The following is a 16,208-nucleotide window of genomic DNA, read 5'->3' on the forward strand; positions in this document are numbered from 1 at the left end:
TCCGAGGTCTCGGGGTAGGTGGGCAGCTGCGGCTTCTTGGTGCCGATGATGACGCAGAAGAGAGCATCCTCGTCGGTGGTGTTGGCCAGGCTGCGCGGCACGCCTGCGGGCACGACGATGATGTCGCGGTAGCCCAGGGTGCGGGTGGCGGTCTTGGTGCCGTCGGCCACGTCGTGCACGGTCACGTCGACCTGGCCCTCGAGGACGAAGAAGGCCTCCTCGACGTCGCTGTGCGTGTGCTCGGGGCCGACCGCGCCGGCGGGCAGGCGCATGTTGGAGAAGGTGAAKCCGCGCGAGGGCAGGATCCGGTTGTCGTCGTCGAAGTTGCCCGTCGCGCCGGAGCCGACATAGCGGATCTGCGCGCGACGGAAGCGGTCGCCACCGGCCTCGGCCTGGAAGCCCAGGGCGTCCCAGTCCTCGTAGCGGGTCTCACGGCTGGCGATGCACGAGTCGATGAGCTGGTCCAGGTCCGCGCCGGGCTGCAGGGTCTCTTCGGTCTGCTGGGTCTGCTGGGGGGCTCGATCTTGGCCCGCAGCCGCTTGACGTGGTTGTCGTCGTCGAAGTTGCCCGTCGCGCCGGAGCCGACATAGCGGATCTGTGCGCGACGGAAGCGGTCGCCACCGGCCTCGGCCTGGAAGCCCAGGGCGTCCCAGTCCTCGTAGCGGGTCTCACGGCTGGCGATGCACGAGTCGATGAGCTGGTCCAGGTCCGCGCCGGGCTGCAGGGTCTCTTCGGTCTGCTGGGTCTGCTGGGTCATCTGCTTGCTCCTTGTGTGTCGGGCTGGTCAGGCGGGGGTGTGATCGGTCAGGTCCGCGCAGGCCGCGCGAGCCTCGTCGGCGGCCCACGGGAGGGGCTCGCCGCTCAGGTCGATGTAGACGGACTTCTGTCGCATGTACGAGCGGATCCCCTCTCGCCCCTTCTCCACGCCGAGACCGCTGTCGCGGACGCCGGCGAAGGGGGTGGAGATGCTGAACTGCTTGTAGGTGTTGACGTAGACCGTCCCCACGACGAGGGCCTTCGCGATGCGGTGGATCCGCCGGTAGTCCGCGGTCCAGATGCCGCTGGCCAGGCCGTAGGCGCTGTCGTTGGCCTGGGCGATCAGGTCGTCCTCGTCGTCGAAGGGCAGGACCACGGCCACCGGGCCGAAGACCTCCTCGCGGCAGATCGTCGCGGAGTTGTCGACGCCACCGAGGATGGTCGGCAGGTAGTAGGCGCCCTCGGCGAGAGCGGGGTCCTGCGGGGCGTAGCCTCCGACGAGGACCTGGGCACCCTCGGCGACAGCAGCGTCGACCATCGCGGCCACCTGGTCACGGTGGCTGTGGGTGATCAGCGGGGCGACCTGGGTGCGGGGATCCGTGCCGGGGCCGACCCTCAGGTGCCGCGTCGCCTCGACGAGTCGGGCCACGACGTCGTCGAAGATCGACCGCTGGACGAAGATCCGAGATCCGGCGATGCAGCTCTGGCCGCTGGAGGAGAAGACTCCGTAGAGGATGCCGGCGACGGCCTGGGTGAGGTCGGCGTCGTCGAAGACGATGGTGGGTGACTTGCCGCCCAGCTCGAGGGTGGCCGGCATCAGCTTTTCAGCAGCCACGTGGGCCAGGTGGCGCCCGGTGGAGGTGCCACCGGTGAAGGTGAGCTTGCCGACGCCCGAGTGCGCGACGAGCGCCTCACCCACGGTGCGACCGGGGCCGGGGAGCACGGACAGCAGGCCGGCAGGTAGCCCCTCCTCCTCCGCGATGCGGGCGAGCAGCAAGGTCACCCAGGGCGCCCAGGCCGGCGGCTTGGCCACGACGGCGTTGCCGGCGGCGAGCGCAGGGGCGATCTTCTGTGCATCGCTGGCAATCGGCGAGTTCCACGGGGTGATCGAGGCGACGACCCCCACGGGCTCCCAGGTGGCGATGGTCATCCACGGCCCCCGCGACGGCGTCACCTGGTCCTCGAGGGTCTCCAGGGCCGACGCGACGTAACGGAAGGTGCCAGCGGCACTGCGGGCCAGCGCTGTCGTCTCGCCGCGGGTCTTGCCCGTGTCGAGGGTCTGCAGCGCGGAGATGTCGTCGGCACGCCGCTCGATGGCGTCACCGATGCGGCGCAGGACGGCGGCCCGCTCGTGGGGGGCGGCGTCGCGCCAGCCACTCGTCACGGCGGCCTGCTCACCTGCGCGCACGGCCTCGTCGACGTCGTCGACGGTGGCTGCGTGCAGTCGGGCGAAGACCTGGCCCGTGGCGGGGTCGACGGTCTCGATGACGTCGCCGGTGCCGGTACGCCAGCTGCCGGCGACGAACACCTCGTCGCGCAGGAGGTGGCCCAGGGCCAGCCCTTCTGCAAGTGGAGCGATCTCAGTCGACATTGAACCGAGGCCTACCTTCCGTCGTTGCTATAAGTCTGAGCGCAAAGATATTTTCTGTCAAGACTTTTCTCCATCGGACATCTGGAGGAGTCGGGTCAGGCGATGAGCGGGACGCGCCCCGTGAGCGAGGCGATCGTCTGCAGGACCGACCACGGCGCGACCGCGCTCGTGCGGGGGTTCTGAGTGCTCGGGGTGTTGCGGATGACGAAGCTGTACTCGCCGATGGCACCGCTCGCGGTGATCTCGTGCGTCGTGCGGGTGGCTGCGGGATCGCCGACGAGCTCGACACCGACGCCGTGCGTGGACCCCACCGCCGTCGCCAGGGCAGCGACCACGTTGAGCGAGTCCGGGAAGAGCCGGGCCGCATCGCCGGGCCCTCCGGCAAAGACCGTCACCGGCGCAGTGGCCCGCACGAGGTGCTCCACCTCGTCGGCAGACATCCAGTCGCGCACCAGGGCGCTCGCCTTCTTGGTCGTGCGGACACTGATCGTGTCGAGGCCACCGGACCGGGCTGCCGAGGCGAGCAGGTCCAGCCCCCCGACGGCACCGTGCGTGGCGAAGAGTCGCCCGGGCCCGAGCACACCCAGTCGGGGACCGAGTCGGTCGTCGAGCAGGGCTCCCACCGATGTCACGACGAGGTCGGACCCTCGAGAGAGGACTGCGTCCACGATCTCGTGCACCACCTGCTGGCCGGCGCACTCGACGACCAGGTCAGCGGTCTCGAGAGCCTCCTCGAGGGAGATCAGCGGGCCGGCCGGCGAGCTCGGGGCACGCCGGGCGACGATGCCCACGAGCTCGGCACCGACGACCCCTCCTCGAGCCAGCTCCTCTGCTACCCGCGCTCCGATGACCCCGTGGCCGATGACCGCGACGCGACGGGTCACGGACGGTCCTCGCCTGTCTGCAGCTCCTTGTGGCGCAGCAGACTGGCGACATGGCCGCGGATCTCGACGAACCGCGGGTCGGCCTTGGTCGTCACCTGGTCGCGCGGGTGCGGCAGGTCGACGTCGATCGTCTCGGCGACGATGCTCGGCGGCGTCGACAAGACGATGATGTGGTCCGCCAGGTAGACGCTCTCGTCGATGTCGTGGGTGACGACGAGGACCGTGATGCCGAGCTCACGCTGGATGCGCAGCAGCAGGTCCTCGAGGTCGGCCCGGGTCTGCGCGTCGACCGAGGCATAGGGCTCGTCCATCACGAGCAGCTTGGGCTGCGAGGCAAGGGCCCGCGCGATCGCGACCCGCTGCTGCATGCCACCCGACATCTGCCAGGGGTAGAGGTGGGTGCGGTCCTTGAGCCCGACGGCCTCGAGCGCCTCGGCCACGCGGCGTTCGCGCTCGGCCTTGGGCACCTTGGACAGCGGGAAGGCGACGTTCTTGTCGACCCGCATCCACGGGTAGAGGGAGCGCGAGTAGTCCTGGAAGACCATGGCCAGCCCCTCGGGGACGCCCGTGACGGTCTTGCCCTCGAAGCTCACGCTGCCGTCTGTCGGCTGGTCCAGACCACTGATGATGCGCAGCAGCGTCGACTTGCCGCACCCGGAGGGGCCGACCATGACGGAGATCTTGTGCGCGGGGATGTCCGCGGTGATGGAGCGGACCGCGAGGTTGGTCCCGTAGGTCTTGGACACCCCGTCGAGCTGCAGCTCGGGGATGGTCTGCGTGGTGGGGGCGGTGGTGGTGTCAGTCATTTTGAGCCGTCACTCCTCGGTGCCAGGACAGGACCCGGCGCTCGATCTGAAGGAAGATGAAGTTCATGACCACGCCCAGCACGGCGAGCACGATGAGCACGGCGAAGAAGCCGGGGTAGTCGAAGTCGCGCTGGGTGGAGACGAGCAGGTAGCCGAGTCCGTTGTCGGACTTCTGCAGCTCGGAGATGATCATGATGATGAGGGACATGGACATGGCGGTCCGGATGCCGGCGAAGATCTTGGGCGAGGCCCCCGGCAGGACGATGTGGGTCAGCACCAGTCGGGTCGGGATCCGGTAGACCGCGGCGGCCTGGGAGCGGACCTCCCCGACCGACATGACGCCGTCGATCGTGTTGAAGAGGATCGGCCAGACGACGCTGAAGGCGATGAGGAAGATCTTCGGCGAGTCCCCGATGCCGAAGAGCAGGAAGAAGACGCCGAGCAGCGCCGGGCTGGGCAGTGAGCGGCCCAGGTGGACGAGCGGCTGGAAGAGCGCGTGCATCTTGGGGAAGACGCCGAGCACGACACCGACCCCCACGCCGACGAGGATCGCCAGCCCGAGGCCGGCGAGCGCTCGGGCGACGCTCGGGACGAAGTGGGTGAAGGTCGCCTCGCCGAGGAAGAGCCGCCCGGGGTCGCTGGAGAGGAACATCGCGCCGACCGCCCGCAGGGACTCCAGCGGGCTGGGGACGAAGTAGCCGCTCGTGGCCGAGCGGGACAGCGCCCACCACACCAGGAGGATGACGACCGGGACGAGGAGACGCAGCCCGATCCGGACCGGAAGGGTGAGCCCGTCCCGGCGAGTCCTGGCGGCGGTCGTGGGACGCGAGCGGGGGCGCAGCTGCTGGGTGATGGTCACTGGGCCAACCCCTTCTTCCAGTCGAAGACCTTGGCGTCGATCAGGGACATCACCAGCGAGACGAGCACGCCGAGGACGCCGGCCACGAGGGTGGCCGCATAGACGAGATCGAGGTTGGTCGCATTGGCACTGCCCACGAGGATGTAGCCGCCGATCCCGCTGCCCCCGCCGACGAGCAGCTCGGCGGAGACGGCCACGATGAGGCCGATGGACGCAGCAACCCGCACGCCGGTGAAGGCGAAGGGCAGAGCGCTCGGCAGGACGACGCGGCGCACGACCTCCGCGCGGGAGAGCCCGAAGGACTCAGCCGTCTGGATGGCGGTGGTGTCCGCCCCCTTCACCGCGTACATGGTGTTCAGGAGGATCGGCCACACGCACGCCAGGGCCACGGTGATGGACAGCGGCAGCATGCCGTTGCCCATGAGGAGCACGAGGATCGGTCCGAGGGCGATCGACGGGAGGACGCGGAAGGCCTCGACCGGCAGGTTGAAGGTGATCATCGCCGCCTTGGAGGCGCCCATCGCGGCGCCGACGACGACGCCGACGACGGTCGCCAGCAGCAGCGCGAACATCCACTCGGCCATCGTGAAGCCAACTGCCTGCCAGAAGGTGCCATCGCTGAAGAGGTCACCGAGGCTGCCGAAGACCCTGCTGGGGACCGGCAGCCCCTCCTTGGTGACCACGGTGCGCATGAGCAGCTCGGCGACAGCCACCACACCGATGACGCCGACGACCCCGAGTACTGCCTGACGGCGAGTGCTGAGTGGTTCGTGGATGAGTCTCATCCGGTCCTCCCTTCGAGGATTCCCTCTACTTCTTGGGGGCCCAGAGCGTCTTGTTGACGTCCAGGTCAGCCTTGACGAGCTTCTGCTCCTTGAGGATGTCGACGGCCTTGGTGTACGACTCCGTGTTCATCTCGTCGTAGTACGTCGGCAGCGGCATGTCCTTGGCGACCGACTTGGGGAGCTTGGCGATGGTCGGGAGCCAGCTGCGCGCCTCGTCCTCGTTCTTGTTGAGGTCACCCCCCGCCTTGTACATCGCGCGGGCGAAGGCCGCCGCGGTGTCGGGGTTGGCGTCCAGGAACTTCTGGCTGGCCACGTAGGTCGAACCGGCCAGGCCCTTGTTGGGGCCGGCAGTGTTGTCGACGACCTCGCGCAGACCCGCGCTGCGGGCGCCCGACATGAAGGGCTCGGGCATGTAGCCGGCGTCGATGGACTTGGCCTTCACGCCGCTGATCATCTCGGGGAAGGGGACCTCGACCCACTTCGGCGTGACGTCGACGCCCTCGCTCTTGGCGAGGTTGTTGAAGGTGATGTCACCCATGTTCTTCGTCGTGTTGATGCCGATGGTCTTGCCGTCGAGGTCCTTGATGCCCTTGATCGAGGAGGCCTCGGGCACGAAGATCCCGATGCCGTTGTCGGCGAGCGCGCTCGTGAGCACGACCGAGCGGATCGGCAGGCCGGAGTCGACGGCCATGGCAGTGCCGAAGGGGGTGGAGTTGGTGAGGTCGAGCTCGCCCGAGACGACCTTCTGGACGCCGGCCGGTCCACCCTGCACGGGCTCGATGGTGACCTTGAGACCTTCCTTCTCGAAGAAGCCCTTCTCGTTCGCCCAGTAGAGGGCGGCGTAGTCGGTCAGCGGGAGTGACCCGACCTTGAGCTCCGTCTTCTCCAGCGTGCCGTCGGTCGCGGCCGCCGAACCATCGCTGTCGCCGCCACATCCGGCCAGTGCGAGGGCGATGCTCGCAGCTCCGGCCATGGCCAGCATGCGCGTTGCCTTCATGAGGTTCCTCCGAGTCCGAGCCAGTGCACATCTTTGTGCTCAACTATTTGGCTGTAAGTTATTTTGCGACACATCATCCACTCCGTCAAGTAGTTCTGGCACATTCGTCCCAGACCGTTTACCTGTAAGCAGTTGAGCGATAAGGTAACTATGACGCGAGCAGCGAGGAGCAGCAATGAAGCCCGCCCCCTTCGACTACGTCATGGCCACATCGGTCGCAGACGTCGTCAACCACCTGGCCGAGGACGAGCGCGAGGTGAAGGTCCTTGCCGGCGGCCAGTCCTTGGTGCCGGTGCTCAACATGCGCCTGGCCCGACCCCAGGTCCTGGTCGACATCACCAGGGTTCCCGACCTCCAGACCATCGAGCTGACGCCGGACGGCGAGCTCCGCATCGGTGCAGCCGTGCGGCAGACCGACGCACTGGAGCATCCGCTGGTCCGTCGGGACTGGCCGGCAGTGGTCAGCGCGATCCGACACATCGGTCACCCGCAGATCCGCAACAGCGGGACCGTCTGCGGCAGCCTCGCGCACGCCGACTCCTCCGCCGAGCTGCCCGCAGTTGCGGTCCTGCTCGATGCACGGATCCAGGTCGTCAGCCCTCGGGGCAGCAGGGAGGTCCGCGCCGCAGACTTCTTCCTCGGGACCTTCACGACCGACCTGGCGCCGGACGAGCTGGTGACAGCCGTGCACTTCCCGCCGTCACCGGCGGGCACCCGGCACGATGTCAGCGAGTTCACGCAGCGGCGTGGCGACTTCGCGACCGTCGGGGTGGCCACTCGGGTCGCACGCCGCGCAGACCTGCTGAGCGAGTGCCGTGCCGTCTTCTTCGGCGTGGGGGGCACCCCAGTGCGCGTCCCGACCGTCGAGGACGTCCTCGTGGGGTCTGACCCCACCACGGCGGACTGGGCCGCGGTCGCCACGCTCCTCGCCGAGGCCCTCTCCCCACCCACCGATGTCCACGCCAGTGCCGAGCTGCGGCTCGAGCTGGCGGCCACCCTGCTGCAACGATCCATCCTGAGCGCCTGGGAGCTGTGCTGATGACCATCAAGAAGGCCGCTGCGCCCCGCAGCCCTGTCACCCCCCGGCTCGTGGAGCCCACCGCGTGGCGGCACGTCGACCTCGAGGTCAACGGCTCCACCGTCTCGACCGAGGTCGAGTCCCGCCTGCTGCTCAGCGACTTCCTGCGCGAGCGTCTGGCGCTGACCGGCACGCATGTCGGGTGCGAGCAGGGCGCCTGCGGTGCCTGCACCGTCCTGCTCGACGGCCGTGCCGTCCGTTCCTGCCTGACTCTCGCGGCCGCGTGCACGGGGCGGGAGGTCAGGACGATCGAGGGCTTGGCCGAGGACTCTCTCCACCCCGTCCAGCAGGCCTTCCACGACCACCACGGCCTCCAGTGCGGCTTCTGCACCCCCGGCTTCGTCATGTCCATCACCGAGCTGCACGAGCGCGAGGAACCGGTCTCCGAGGATGAGCTCATGGACCAGCTGTGCGGCAACATCTGCCGCTGCACGGGTTATCGAGGGATCGAGCGCGCCGCCCGGCAGTCCGTCCGCGTCGCGACCGAGGGAGGTGCCGACGATGAGTGAGTCGACGAGCACGCGAGAGGCGACCGAGGCACCGCGCCTCGTCGGTCAGCCCATCCCCCGCGTCGAGGACGACCGCCTGCTACGCGGTCAGGGCCGCTTCGTCGACGACGTCACCCTGCCCGACGCCCTGCACATCGCCTTCCTCCGCAGTCCGCACGCGCACGCCCGTATCCGCTCCCTCGACACATCGGCAGCCGAGTCGGCCCCGGGCGTCGTCGCCGTCTACGACGGACGGTCGCTGCTCGGAGTCGTCGAGCCACTGGTCAACATCGAGGAGGTGCGTGTCCCACCGGGGCTGATCGAGGGGGTCGCGCCGATCGTCAAGATCCAGCCGATGCCGCCGCTGGCGCACGACGAGGTCAACTACGTGGGCCAGCCCATGGTCATGGTCGTCGCAGAGTCCCGGTACCTCGCCGAGGACGCGGTCGAGGAGATCCTCGTCGACTACGAGCCACTGCCGGTCGTGACCGACCCCGAGCGGGCGCTCGACCCCGACTCCCCGCTGGCCCTGCTCGAGGCCGACGACAATGTCGGTCTCCAGGCCCACATCTCGACGGGAGACATGGAGGCCGCCATCGCCGGGGCCCACGTCGTGCTCGAGGAGACCTTCGCCTCGCAGCGCTACGTCCCGTCCCCCATGGAGACGCGCGGCGTCGTGGCGAGCATCGACCCGTTCTCGGCGCGTCTGCAGATGTGGTCCAACACCCAGACACCCCACCGGGTCCGCGACCACGTGGCGCATGCCCTCGGCATCTCGACCGATGACGTCACCGTGACGACGCCGGATGTCGGCGGTGGCTTCGGGCAGAAGGGGATCCTCATCGTCGAGGAGATCCTCGTCCCCTTCGCCGCGCGGGACCTCGGCCGGACCGTGCGCTGGCAGGCGGACCGCACGGAGAACCTCGTGGCCGACACCCACGCACGCGAGCAGATCCACCACCTGACGATCGCCGCGGACGCCGACGGCCGGTTGCTGGGGGTTCGCGACCGGTGCATCACCAACATGGGCTGTCGCAATGTCGTCGGTCTCGTCGTCGCGTACAACGCGCTGGTCCACCTCACCGGCCCCTACCGCGTCCCCGCACTCGACCTCGAGCTCGTCGGGTCCCTCACCAACACGATGTTCACCGCGCCCTACCGTGGGGCCGGCCGTCCCGAGGCTGCATTTGCCATGGAGCGCGCCATGGACCGGCTCGCCGTACGGCTGGGCAAGGACCCGGCCGAGGTCCGCCGGATCAACCTGCTCACCGAGGAGGACATGCCGTACTTCTCGGGTCTGCTCGACCGGCGTGGTCTGCCGCAGGAGATCGATACCGGGGACTACGTCAAGATGCTCGACATGGTCGAGGAGATGATCGACTTCCCTACCTTCCGCGAGGAGCAGGCTCGGCTGCGCGGCTCGGGCGTCCACCGTGGCGTCGGGCTCGGCATGTACATCGAGATGTCCGGCCTGGGCCCCTTCGAGTCAGCCCGTGCCACCGTCCTGCCGTCGGGGACCGTCCGGGTCTCGACGGGGTCACCCTCGCAGGGGCAGGGGCACGCCACCAGCTTCGTCCAGGTGGCCGCCGACGCGCTCGACGTCCCCATGGACGACATCGAGCTGGTGGGAGGCGACACGTACAACCTCCAGTACGGCGTGGGCACCATCGCCAGCCGCGCCATGGTGACCGCGGGCAACGCCATCGACATGGCCTGCCGCGAGCTGCACACCCAGATCGAGCGCGCTGCGGCCGGCCTGCACGGCGTGGCGCCCGAGGACGTCGCCCTGCAGGCAGGCAAGGTCGTGGTGGCCGGCGCCGCCTCGATGACGCTCGCCGAGCTGGTGCGAGCACTCACCAGGTCGCCGAGCGATGACCCCAGCGCCGGGCTCTCGGCCCATGCGTACTTCAGGCCGCCCAACTACGCCACCTCCAGCGGGCTGCACGCCGCGGTCGTCGAGGTCGACACGGCCACGGGAGCCACGAGCATCCTCGACTACGTCGTCGTCCACGAGGCCGGCAACATCGTCAACCCGACCATCGCCGACGGCCAGATCCTCGGTGGGGCCGTCCAGGGGATCGGCGGCGCCCTGCTGGAGCACCTGCAGTACGACGCCAACGGCCAGCCCACCACCGCGACCTACATGGACTACCTCATGCCCACGGTCGAGACCGTGCCCGAGATCCGTCTCGGCGAGGTCTTCTACCCGACCCCGACCAACCGACTGGGGGTCAAGGGGCTGGGCGAGGGCGGGGCGGTCGGACCGCAGGCGGCCATCGCCAATGCCGTCGAGGACGCGCTGCGTCCCCACGGCGTCGTCGTCCGGTCCACGCCCGTCAACCCAGATCACATCCGACGACTGCTGCGTGAGAGCGCAGCGGCCACGACCTCAGGAGGAGAGTGACCGTGCAGATCGATCACACGCTGACCATCCATGCCGACATCGACCAGGTCTGGCCCCTGCTGCAACGACCGGAGACCGTCGTCGAGTGCCTCCCGGGCGTCACGCTCACCTCCTTGGACGGAGAGGCCTTCACCGGGAAGATGTCCGTCGGGCTGGGACCGATGCGGCTGAACTACGGCGGCGAGGGGACGCTGCGCTACGACGAGCCGGCCCGGGCGATCCACATCGGGGCCCGGGGCAACGAGGCGCGAGGGGCAGGCAGCGCCGCAGCCACGGTCGACATCTCCGTCCTGCCCGGCGCCGAGGGCTCGACCCGGATCGACGTGTCGATGGAGCTGGACCTGCAGGGCAAGCCCGCCCAGTTCGGTCGAGGAATCCTCGCCGAGGTGATCACGCGTCTGGCGACCCAGTTCGGCAAGAACCTCGAGCGCCGGGTCGCCGACACCTCGAGCCAGGGGCTGGTCGACGCCGCCGGCTCGTCCGCTGAGCCACTGCAGGCGTCTGGCGCACCCGTCACCGCCCGTGGCCCGGTCGGCTCGGCGCCTGTGTCGCCGTCGACCTCGGGACGTCAGCTCGTGGCGCTGGCGGCCGCCGCTCTGGTCGGTGCCGCCGCCACCGCGCTCATCGGTTCCCGCCGCTCCGTGCACGTGACGATCGTGGCCGGGGACGCCCCCGAGTGGATCGAGCTCGCGCGGGACCTCGTCCGCGGTCACTGACACGGGCCCGCCCGGCGCCGAGCGCGACAGGAGCCCACGCCCCTCGGGGACGTGGGCTCCTGTTGTGCAGGCGGCGACGACTCAGTCGGCCGGCTGCCAGTAGACGTCGTTGACCTGCAGGTCCTTCTTGACCAGGTCCTGCTCCTTGAGGATGTCCAGCGCGCGCCCCAGACCCTCTTCGTCATAGGAGCCGTAGTAGGCGGGAAGCGGCATGCTGTTGGCCGTCTTCTTGTCCAGCTTGGCAAAGCTGGGCAGCCAGGCGCGCACCTCGTCCTCCTTCTTGGCCATGTCGGCACCAGCGGCGTACATGGCGTCGGAGAAGGCCTTGGTCGTGGCCGGGTTGTCCTTGACGAACTTCTCGCTCGACAGGTAGCTCGCCGCCGCCAGGCCGTCGTTGGGTCCCGTCGTGAGGTCGACGACCTTGCGCAGCCCCGCTCCCCGCGCCTGCGAGGCGAAGGGCTCGGGGAAGTAGCCGGCATCGATCGACTTGGCCTTGACCCCGCTGAGCATCTCGGGGAAGGGGACCTCGACCCACTTCGGCGTCACGGACACGCCCTCGCTCTTGGCCTGGGCGCGGAAGGTGATGTCGCCGATGTTCTTGGTGGTGTTGGTCCCGATGGACGTGCCGTCGAGGTCCCCGAGGTCCTTGATCGGCGACCCGTCGAGGACGTAGATGCCCATCCCGTCCTCGGCCAGGGCGCTGGTGATGACCACTGCGCGGATCGGCAGGCCGGAGTCGTGTGCGGTCGCGGCGACGAATGCCGGCGAGTTGGTGAGGTCGAGATCACCCGAGACCACTCTTTGCACGCCGGCAGGGCCACCCTGGACCGTCTCGATCGTGACATCGAGCCCGGCGTCCTCGAAGAACCCCTTCTCGTCGGCCCAGTACAGGGCGGCGTAGTCGGCGAGTGGCAGGGAACCCACCGTCAGCTCGGTCTTCTCGAGCTCACCGTCCGCGGACGCAGCTGACCCGCCCCCACCGCATGCAGATGCTCCGAGCGCCAAGCCGGCCGCCAGCGCGGTGCCCCAGAAGTGCCTCGTTCTCATGCTTCCTCCGATGTCACGGTCAGAACATCTTTGTCCTCAACCATTTTGTACTAAGTAATTTTGTGGTGAGATGGACTCATAGTCAAGACCCGCGCGAAGGACGATGGCGTCCGTCGAAGGAGACAGCACATGAAGATCGCGATCATCGGTGGTGGCATCGGCGGGCTGACCCTCGCCCTGGCACTGCGCAAGGAAGGGCACGAGGCCGTCGTCCACGAGCGCACCGCGCAGTTCGGACGGGTCGGCGCCGACATCAACCTCACCCCCAATGCCGTCCGCGCCCTCGACCCCCTGGGCGTGGGTGAGCACCTGCGCACCGAGGCCGCGCGGCCTCGCTTCCGCATCAGTCGCGACGGCTACACCGGCGAGGAGACCTCCCGACTGCCGATGTCCGACGCCGCCGAAGAGGCCTACGGCGCACCGCAGCTCACGATCCACAGGGCAGACCTCCTCGACGCCCTCGAGGCTGCCGTCGGCAGCGACGCCGTGCACCTCGGCCACGGCCTCGAGTCCTGCGAGGTGACCGATGACGGAGTATCCCTGCGCTTCGCCGACGGTTCGACCGACGATGCCGATGTCGTCGTCGGCGCGGACGGGATCCACTCGGCCGTACGTCGCAGCCTGCTCGGCGAGGAGCACCCCGAGTTCACCGGCACCGTCGCCTACCGGGCCGTGCTGCCCACCGAGCGGGTGGCCCACCTGCCGGGCATCGACTGCTTCACGAAGTTCTGGGGCAAGGACCGCTACACGCAGATCGTCACCTTCCCCCTCACCCGCGGCGAGGAGACCTTCGTCTTCGCCACCGAGCACCGGGAGAGCTGGTCGCAGGAGTCCTGGACCACCCCGGGTCGCATCGAGGACCTGCGCGCCGCCTACGCGGACTTCCACGAGGACGCCCGAGCCCTGCTCGACGCCTGCGACGACGTGCTCATCTCCGCGCTCTACGTGCGCGACCCCCTCACCACGTGGGGTCGAGGTGGCGCCACCCTCATCGGGGACGCCGCGCACCCGATGATGCCCTTCATGGCGCAGGGCGCCGGGCAGGCGATCGAGGACGCGGTCGTCCTGGCGCGCTGCCTGTCAGTCCACGGCGCACCCGAGGGGCTACGGCGCTACGAGGCCCTGCGCCAGGAGCGGACCGCACAGATCCAGGTCGGGTCGCGCGGCAACGAGTGGCTCAAGGCGGGCGGCAACGCCGACTGGGTCTACGGCTACGACGCGTGGGAGGTGACCCTGTGATGCGCGACCCCCACCCCTACAGCCCCGCGTCGAAGGCCGCTGGCCTGGTCTTCGTGTCCGGCGCCCTGTCCATCGACCGCGACGGCACGGCGGTCCCCGGACGCGCAGAGGCGATGGACGCCGCCCTCGACCGGATGACGGAGCGCATGGCCACGGTGGGCGCGACGCTCGCCGATGTCGTCAAGCTGACCTACTTCGTCACCGACGTCACCCTCCGCGAGGAGGCGAACCGGCAGTTCGAGCGCGTCTTCGAGCACCCCCGACCCGCGCGCACCTTCGTCGAGGTCAGCGATCTCCCCTACGGGGCGAGCGTCGAGATCGACTGCATCGCCAGGGGGTAGTCCCCGTCGGTCAGTCCTCGTCCGCCCCGTCGACGGCGTACCAGCGGTCCTCGCCGGGCACCTTGCCGTCGGGGTATGTCAACGCCAGCTCGGCGAGGGTCGGACGCGCAGGCTCGCGCACCTCGTCCGGCAGCATCGCGGTGATCGCGTCGAAGACCCGCTCCATGTCCCGCGGGACCGAGCGGTACTTCAGGTCCACCGGCTCCCCGAAGGTCACGGTCACCTCGGGTCGGTCGAGCAGGTTCAGCACCCGAGGCACCCTCGAGGACCGCGGCCAGACCTTCTCCGTCCCCGTGATGGCGAAGGGGATGACCGGCACTTTGGTCAGCTGGGCCAGGCGGGCGGCCCCGGGGTAGCCGGTCATGCCCGGCTCGAAGAAGTTGATCCCGCGCGGGATCGTGCCCTCGGGCATCATCGCGACCATCTCCCCGCCCGCGATGGAGCGCACAGCTGCCGCGAAGGCGTCGGGGCTGTCCGGGTCCTCCTGGCGACGGTCGACGCTGACCCCACCGATCGCGCGGAAGAAGGCGCCGAGGGCGGGGACGTCGAACAACTCCTTCTTGCCCAGGAAGCGCGCGGTGCGGCCGGCGCGGCCCATCGCGACGAGCATCGCGACCACGTCGAAGTAGGAACGGTGGTTGCCCACGAGGATCGCGGGGCCGACGAGTGGGACGTTCTCCGCGCCGGTGACGGTGAACTTCGCGTAGGGGAAGACCTCGGGCCGCGCCAGCATGCTGACCATCCGTTGCACCTCCATGCCGATGACCGGCAGCTTCATCACGCCCGGCGAGGTGTCGAAGTGCAGGACGGGCCAGCGCGCGGCGATCGCGAGCGTCTGCAGTCGCGGGTCAGGGTTGACTGCGCCGGGGTTGCCGACGGCCTTCAGCAGCGGGGCGTCGTAGATCGAGTCGGAGTAGGCGAAGGACTCGTCGAGGTCGATCCCGTTGTCCTGCGACCATTCGCGCACGGCCGCGATCTTGCCCATCGACCACACGAAGTGCCCGTCGTTGCGCCCGGTGAAGCGGCCGTCCTCGCCGACCTCGTAGCGGGTCGCGATGACCGCGTCGATGCCGAGCCGCTCGGCCAGCGGGCGCACGAGGTGCTCCGGGGTGGTCGTGGCGAGGACGACGGGCCGCCCGGCCTCCTGGTGCTCCTTGATGAGCATCTTGGCGAAGGGACCGACCATCGGCTCGAGCACATCGGCCGCCAGCAGCGCCGCCTCGTCGAAGGCATCGGCTGGCCGGCCCCTGGCCACGAGGACCGCCTGACGGGCCAGGGCGATCGAGCCGAGGGACTCACCGAGGAGGTTGAAGTAGCCGAAGAGCAGCGACTCACCGGGCACCCGTGCGGAGACGACCCCTGTCTGCCGCATGGCCGCGGACAGCGCCGGACCGGAGGCCTTCGGCAGGAGGGTCCGGTCAAGATCGAAGAATGCTGCACCCGTCATGCGGCGAGGTTACCGACGCGATCGCCTGCCGGACAGGGTTTCGACGTCTAACGTGGGTCACATGAGCGATGACGCCGAGGTCCTCACCAGCAACCAGGTCGACGAGCGCGCGCCGCGCGACTGGCGGGAGGTCGACGGGATGCTGCGCACCCGGCTCAAGGTCGCGGACTACACCGCGGCGCTGGACCTGGTCACGCGCATCGCCCAGGCCGCCGACGCAGCCGATCACCACCCCGACATCGACCTGCGCTACAACTGGGTCGGCCTGCGCCTGGTCAGCCATGACGTGGGCGGGCTCAGCCCCCGCGACCTGGAGCTGGCTGGTGAGATCAGTCGGATCGCCGCCGACGTGGGCGCCGAGGCGCTCCCTGAGGTCACCACCTCGATGACGATCGGGATCGACACCGCTGACGCCGCCGCGATCCGTCCCTTCTGGATGGCCCTCACCGGCCACGACGAGGCGAAGGGGGATGCCAGCAGCCTCCCTTCGCCCGACGGGCAGCTGCCGGAGATCTGGTTCCAGGAGAGCGAGGCCCGCGAGTGCCGGGGCCGCGTGCACCTGGACGTGTACGTCCCCCACGACCAGGCCCTGAGCCGGGTGGAGGCGGTCGTCGCCGCGGGCGGGCGCCTCGTCACGGACGAGTTCGCCCCCTCCTGGTGGGTCCTCGCCGACGCCGACGGCAACGAGGCGTGCGTGTGCACCTGGCAGCCACACGGCGGGGACGCGCACCCGGCGGCGTGAGAACCTGTGGGCGCACCGCCCCGCTCCT

At 69.4% G+C, this 16,208-nt stretch carries 16 protein-coding genes; 7 read left to right on the plus strand and 9 right to left on the minus strand.

Annotated features, from left to right (window positions below; all coding sequences use genetic code 11):
- The 7 genes from ASG73_RS18215 to ASG73_RS00035 form a co-directional block, all read right to left on the minus strand.
- Positions 1–272 (minus strand): cupin domain-containing protein (locus ASG73_RS18215; protein WP_235499311.1); only part of this gene is annotated, 272 nt, incomplete at its 3' end.
- Positions 273–784: 512 nt separating this feature from the next.
- A complete protein-coding gene (locus ASG73_RS00010; protein WP_055989003.1) occupies positions 785–2,347 on the minus strand; it encodes an aldehyde dehydrogenase in 1,563 nt (520 codons plus the stop codon).
- Between the two features lie 95 nt (positions 2,348–2,442).
- Complete coding sequence (locus ASG73_RS00015; protein WP_055989006.1) at positions 2,443–3,231, minus strand: aspartate dehydrogenase domain-containing protein; 789 nt, start codon at positions 3,229–3,231, stop codon at positions 2,443–2,445.
- A complete protein-coding gene (locus tag ASG73_RS00020; RefSeq protein WP_055989008.1) occupies positions 3,228–4,037 on the minus strand; it encodes an ABC transporter ATP-binding protein in 810 nt (269 codons plus the stop codon). The genes ASG73_RS00015 and ASG73_RS00020 overlap by 4 nt, the downstream gene beginning before the upstream one ends.
- Positions 4,030–4,896, minus strand: coding sequence for an ABC transporter permease (locus ASG73_RS00025; RefSeq protein ID WP_235499312.1), 867 nt, complete (start codon positions 4,894–4,896; stop codon positions 4,030–4,032). Before ASG73_RS00025 ends, ASG73_RS00020 begins: the two co-directional genes overlap by 8 nt.
- Positions 4,893–5,681, minus strand: coding sequence for an ABC transporter permease (locus ASG73_RS00030; protein WP_055989011.1), 789 nt, complete (start codon positions 5,679–5,681; stop codon positions 4,893–4,895). Before ASG73_RS00030 ends, ASG73_RS00025 begins: the two co-directional genes overlap by 4 nt.
- 25 nt (positions 5,682–5,706) lie before the next feature.
- Entirely contained in the window at positions 5,707–6,678 is a 972-nt protein-coding gene (locus ASG73_RS00035) for an ABC transporter substrate-binding protein (RefSeq protein WP_055989014.1), read from the minus strand.
- 175 nt (positions 6,679–6,853) lie between these two features.
- On the opposite strand from ASG73_RS00035, the gene ASG73_RS00040 reads away from it, so the two are divergent.
- Genes ASG73_RS00040 through ASG73_RS00055 form a run of 4 tightly spaced genes read left to right on the plus strand, consistent with a single transcriptional unit; the run spans position 6,854 to position 11,364 of the window.
- Complete coding sequence (locus ASG73_RS00040; protein ID WP_055989017.1) at positions 6,854–7,717, plus strand: FAD binding domain-containing protein; 864 nt, start codon at positions 6,854–6,856, stop codon at positions 7,715–7,717.
- The gene (locus tag ASG73_RS00045) at positions 7,717–8,265 is read left to right on the plus strand and encodes a (2Fe-2S)-binding protein (protein ID WP_055991201.1); all 549 of its coding nucleotides are present in this window, start codon (positions 7,717–7,719) and stop codon (positions 8,263–8,265) included. Before ASG73_RS00040 ends, ASG73_RS00045 begins: the two co-directional genes overlap by 1 nt.
- Positions 8,258–10,648 (plus strand): xanthine dehydrogenase family protein molybdopterin-binding subunit, encoded by a 2,391-nt coding sequence (locus ASG73_RS00050; protein WP_055989019.1) that lies wholly within the window; start codon positions 8,258–8,260, stop codon positions 10,646–10,648. The genes ASG73_RS00045 and ASG73_RS00050 overlap by 8 nt, the downstream gene beginning before the upstream one ends.
- A 2-nt stretch (positions 10,649–10,650) precedes the next feature.
- Positions 10,651–11,364, plus strand: coding sequence for a CoxG family protein (locus tag ASG73_RS00055; RefSeq protein WP_162253945.1), 714 nt, complete (start codon positions 10,651–10,653; stop codon positions 11,362–11,364).
- Between the two features lie 81 nt (positions 11,365–11,445).
- Here ASG73_RS00055 and ASG73_RS00060 read toward each other — a convergent pair whose 3' ends face one another.
- Positions 11,446–12,411, minus strand: coding sequence for an ABC transporter substrate-binding protein (locus ASG73_RS00060; RefSeq protein ID WP_055989025.1), 966 nt, complete (start codon positions 12,409–12,411; stop codon positions 11,446–11,448).
- A gap of 129 nt (positions 12,412–12,540) precedes the next feature.
- On the opposite strand from ASG73_RS00060, the gene ASG73_RS00065 reads away from it, so the two are divergent.
- Both ASG73_RS00065 and ASG73_RS00070 read left to right on the plus strand, forming a co-directional pair.
- A complete protein-coding gene (locus tag ASG73_RS00065; RefSeq protein WP_055989028.1) occupies positions 12,541–13,650 on the plus strand; it encodes an FAD-dependent monooxygenase in 1,110 nt (369 codons plus the stop codon).
- Positions 13,650–13,991: a RidA family protein gene (locus ASG73_RS00070; RefSeq protein WP_055991204.1), complete on the plus strand. Its 342-nt coding sequence runs from the start codon at positions 13,650–13,652 to the stop codon at positions 13,989–13,991. Before ASG73_RS00065 ends, ASG73_RS00070 begins: the two co-directional genes overlap by 1 nt.
- Before the next feature lie 10 nt (positions 13,992–14,001).
- Here the strand turns inward: ASG73_RS00070 and ASG73_RS00075 are convergent, their stop codons facing one another.
- Positions 14,002–15,438 (minus strand): HAD-IB family hydrolase, encoded by a 1,437-nt coding sequence (locus ASG73_RS00075; RefSeq protein WP_055989031.1) that lies wholly within the window; start codon positions 15,436–15,438, stop codon positions 14,002–14,004.
- Positions 15,439–15,499: 61 nt separating this feature from the next.
- Between ASG73_RS00075 and ASG73_RS00080 the strand changes: the two genes are divergently transcribed.
- Positions 15,500–16,180 carry a 4a-hydroxytetrahydrobiopterin dehydratase gene (locus tag ASG73_RS00080; protein WP_082566871.1) on the plus strand — a complete coding sequence of 227 codons (681 nt, stop codon included), beginning with the start codon at positions 15,500–15,502 and terminating at the stop codon, positions 16,178–16,180.
- The last annotated feature ends 28 nt before the right edge of the window (positions 16,181–16,208 follow it).

The organism is Janibacter sp. Soil728 (genome assembly GCF_001428305.1).
Taxonomy (GTDB): domain Bacteria; phylum Actinomycetota; class Actinomycetes; order Actinomycetales; family Dermatophilaceae; genus Janibacter.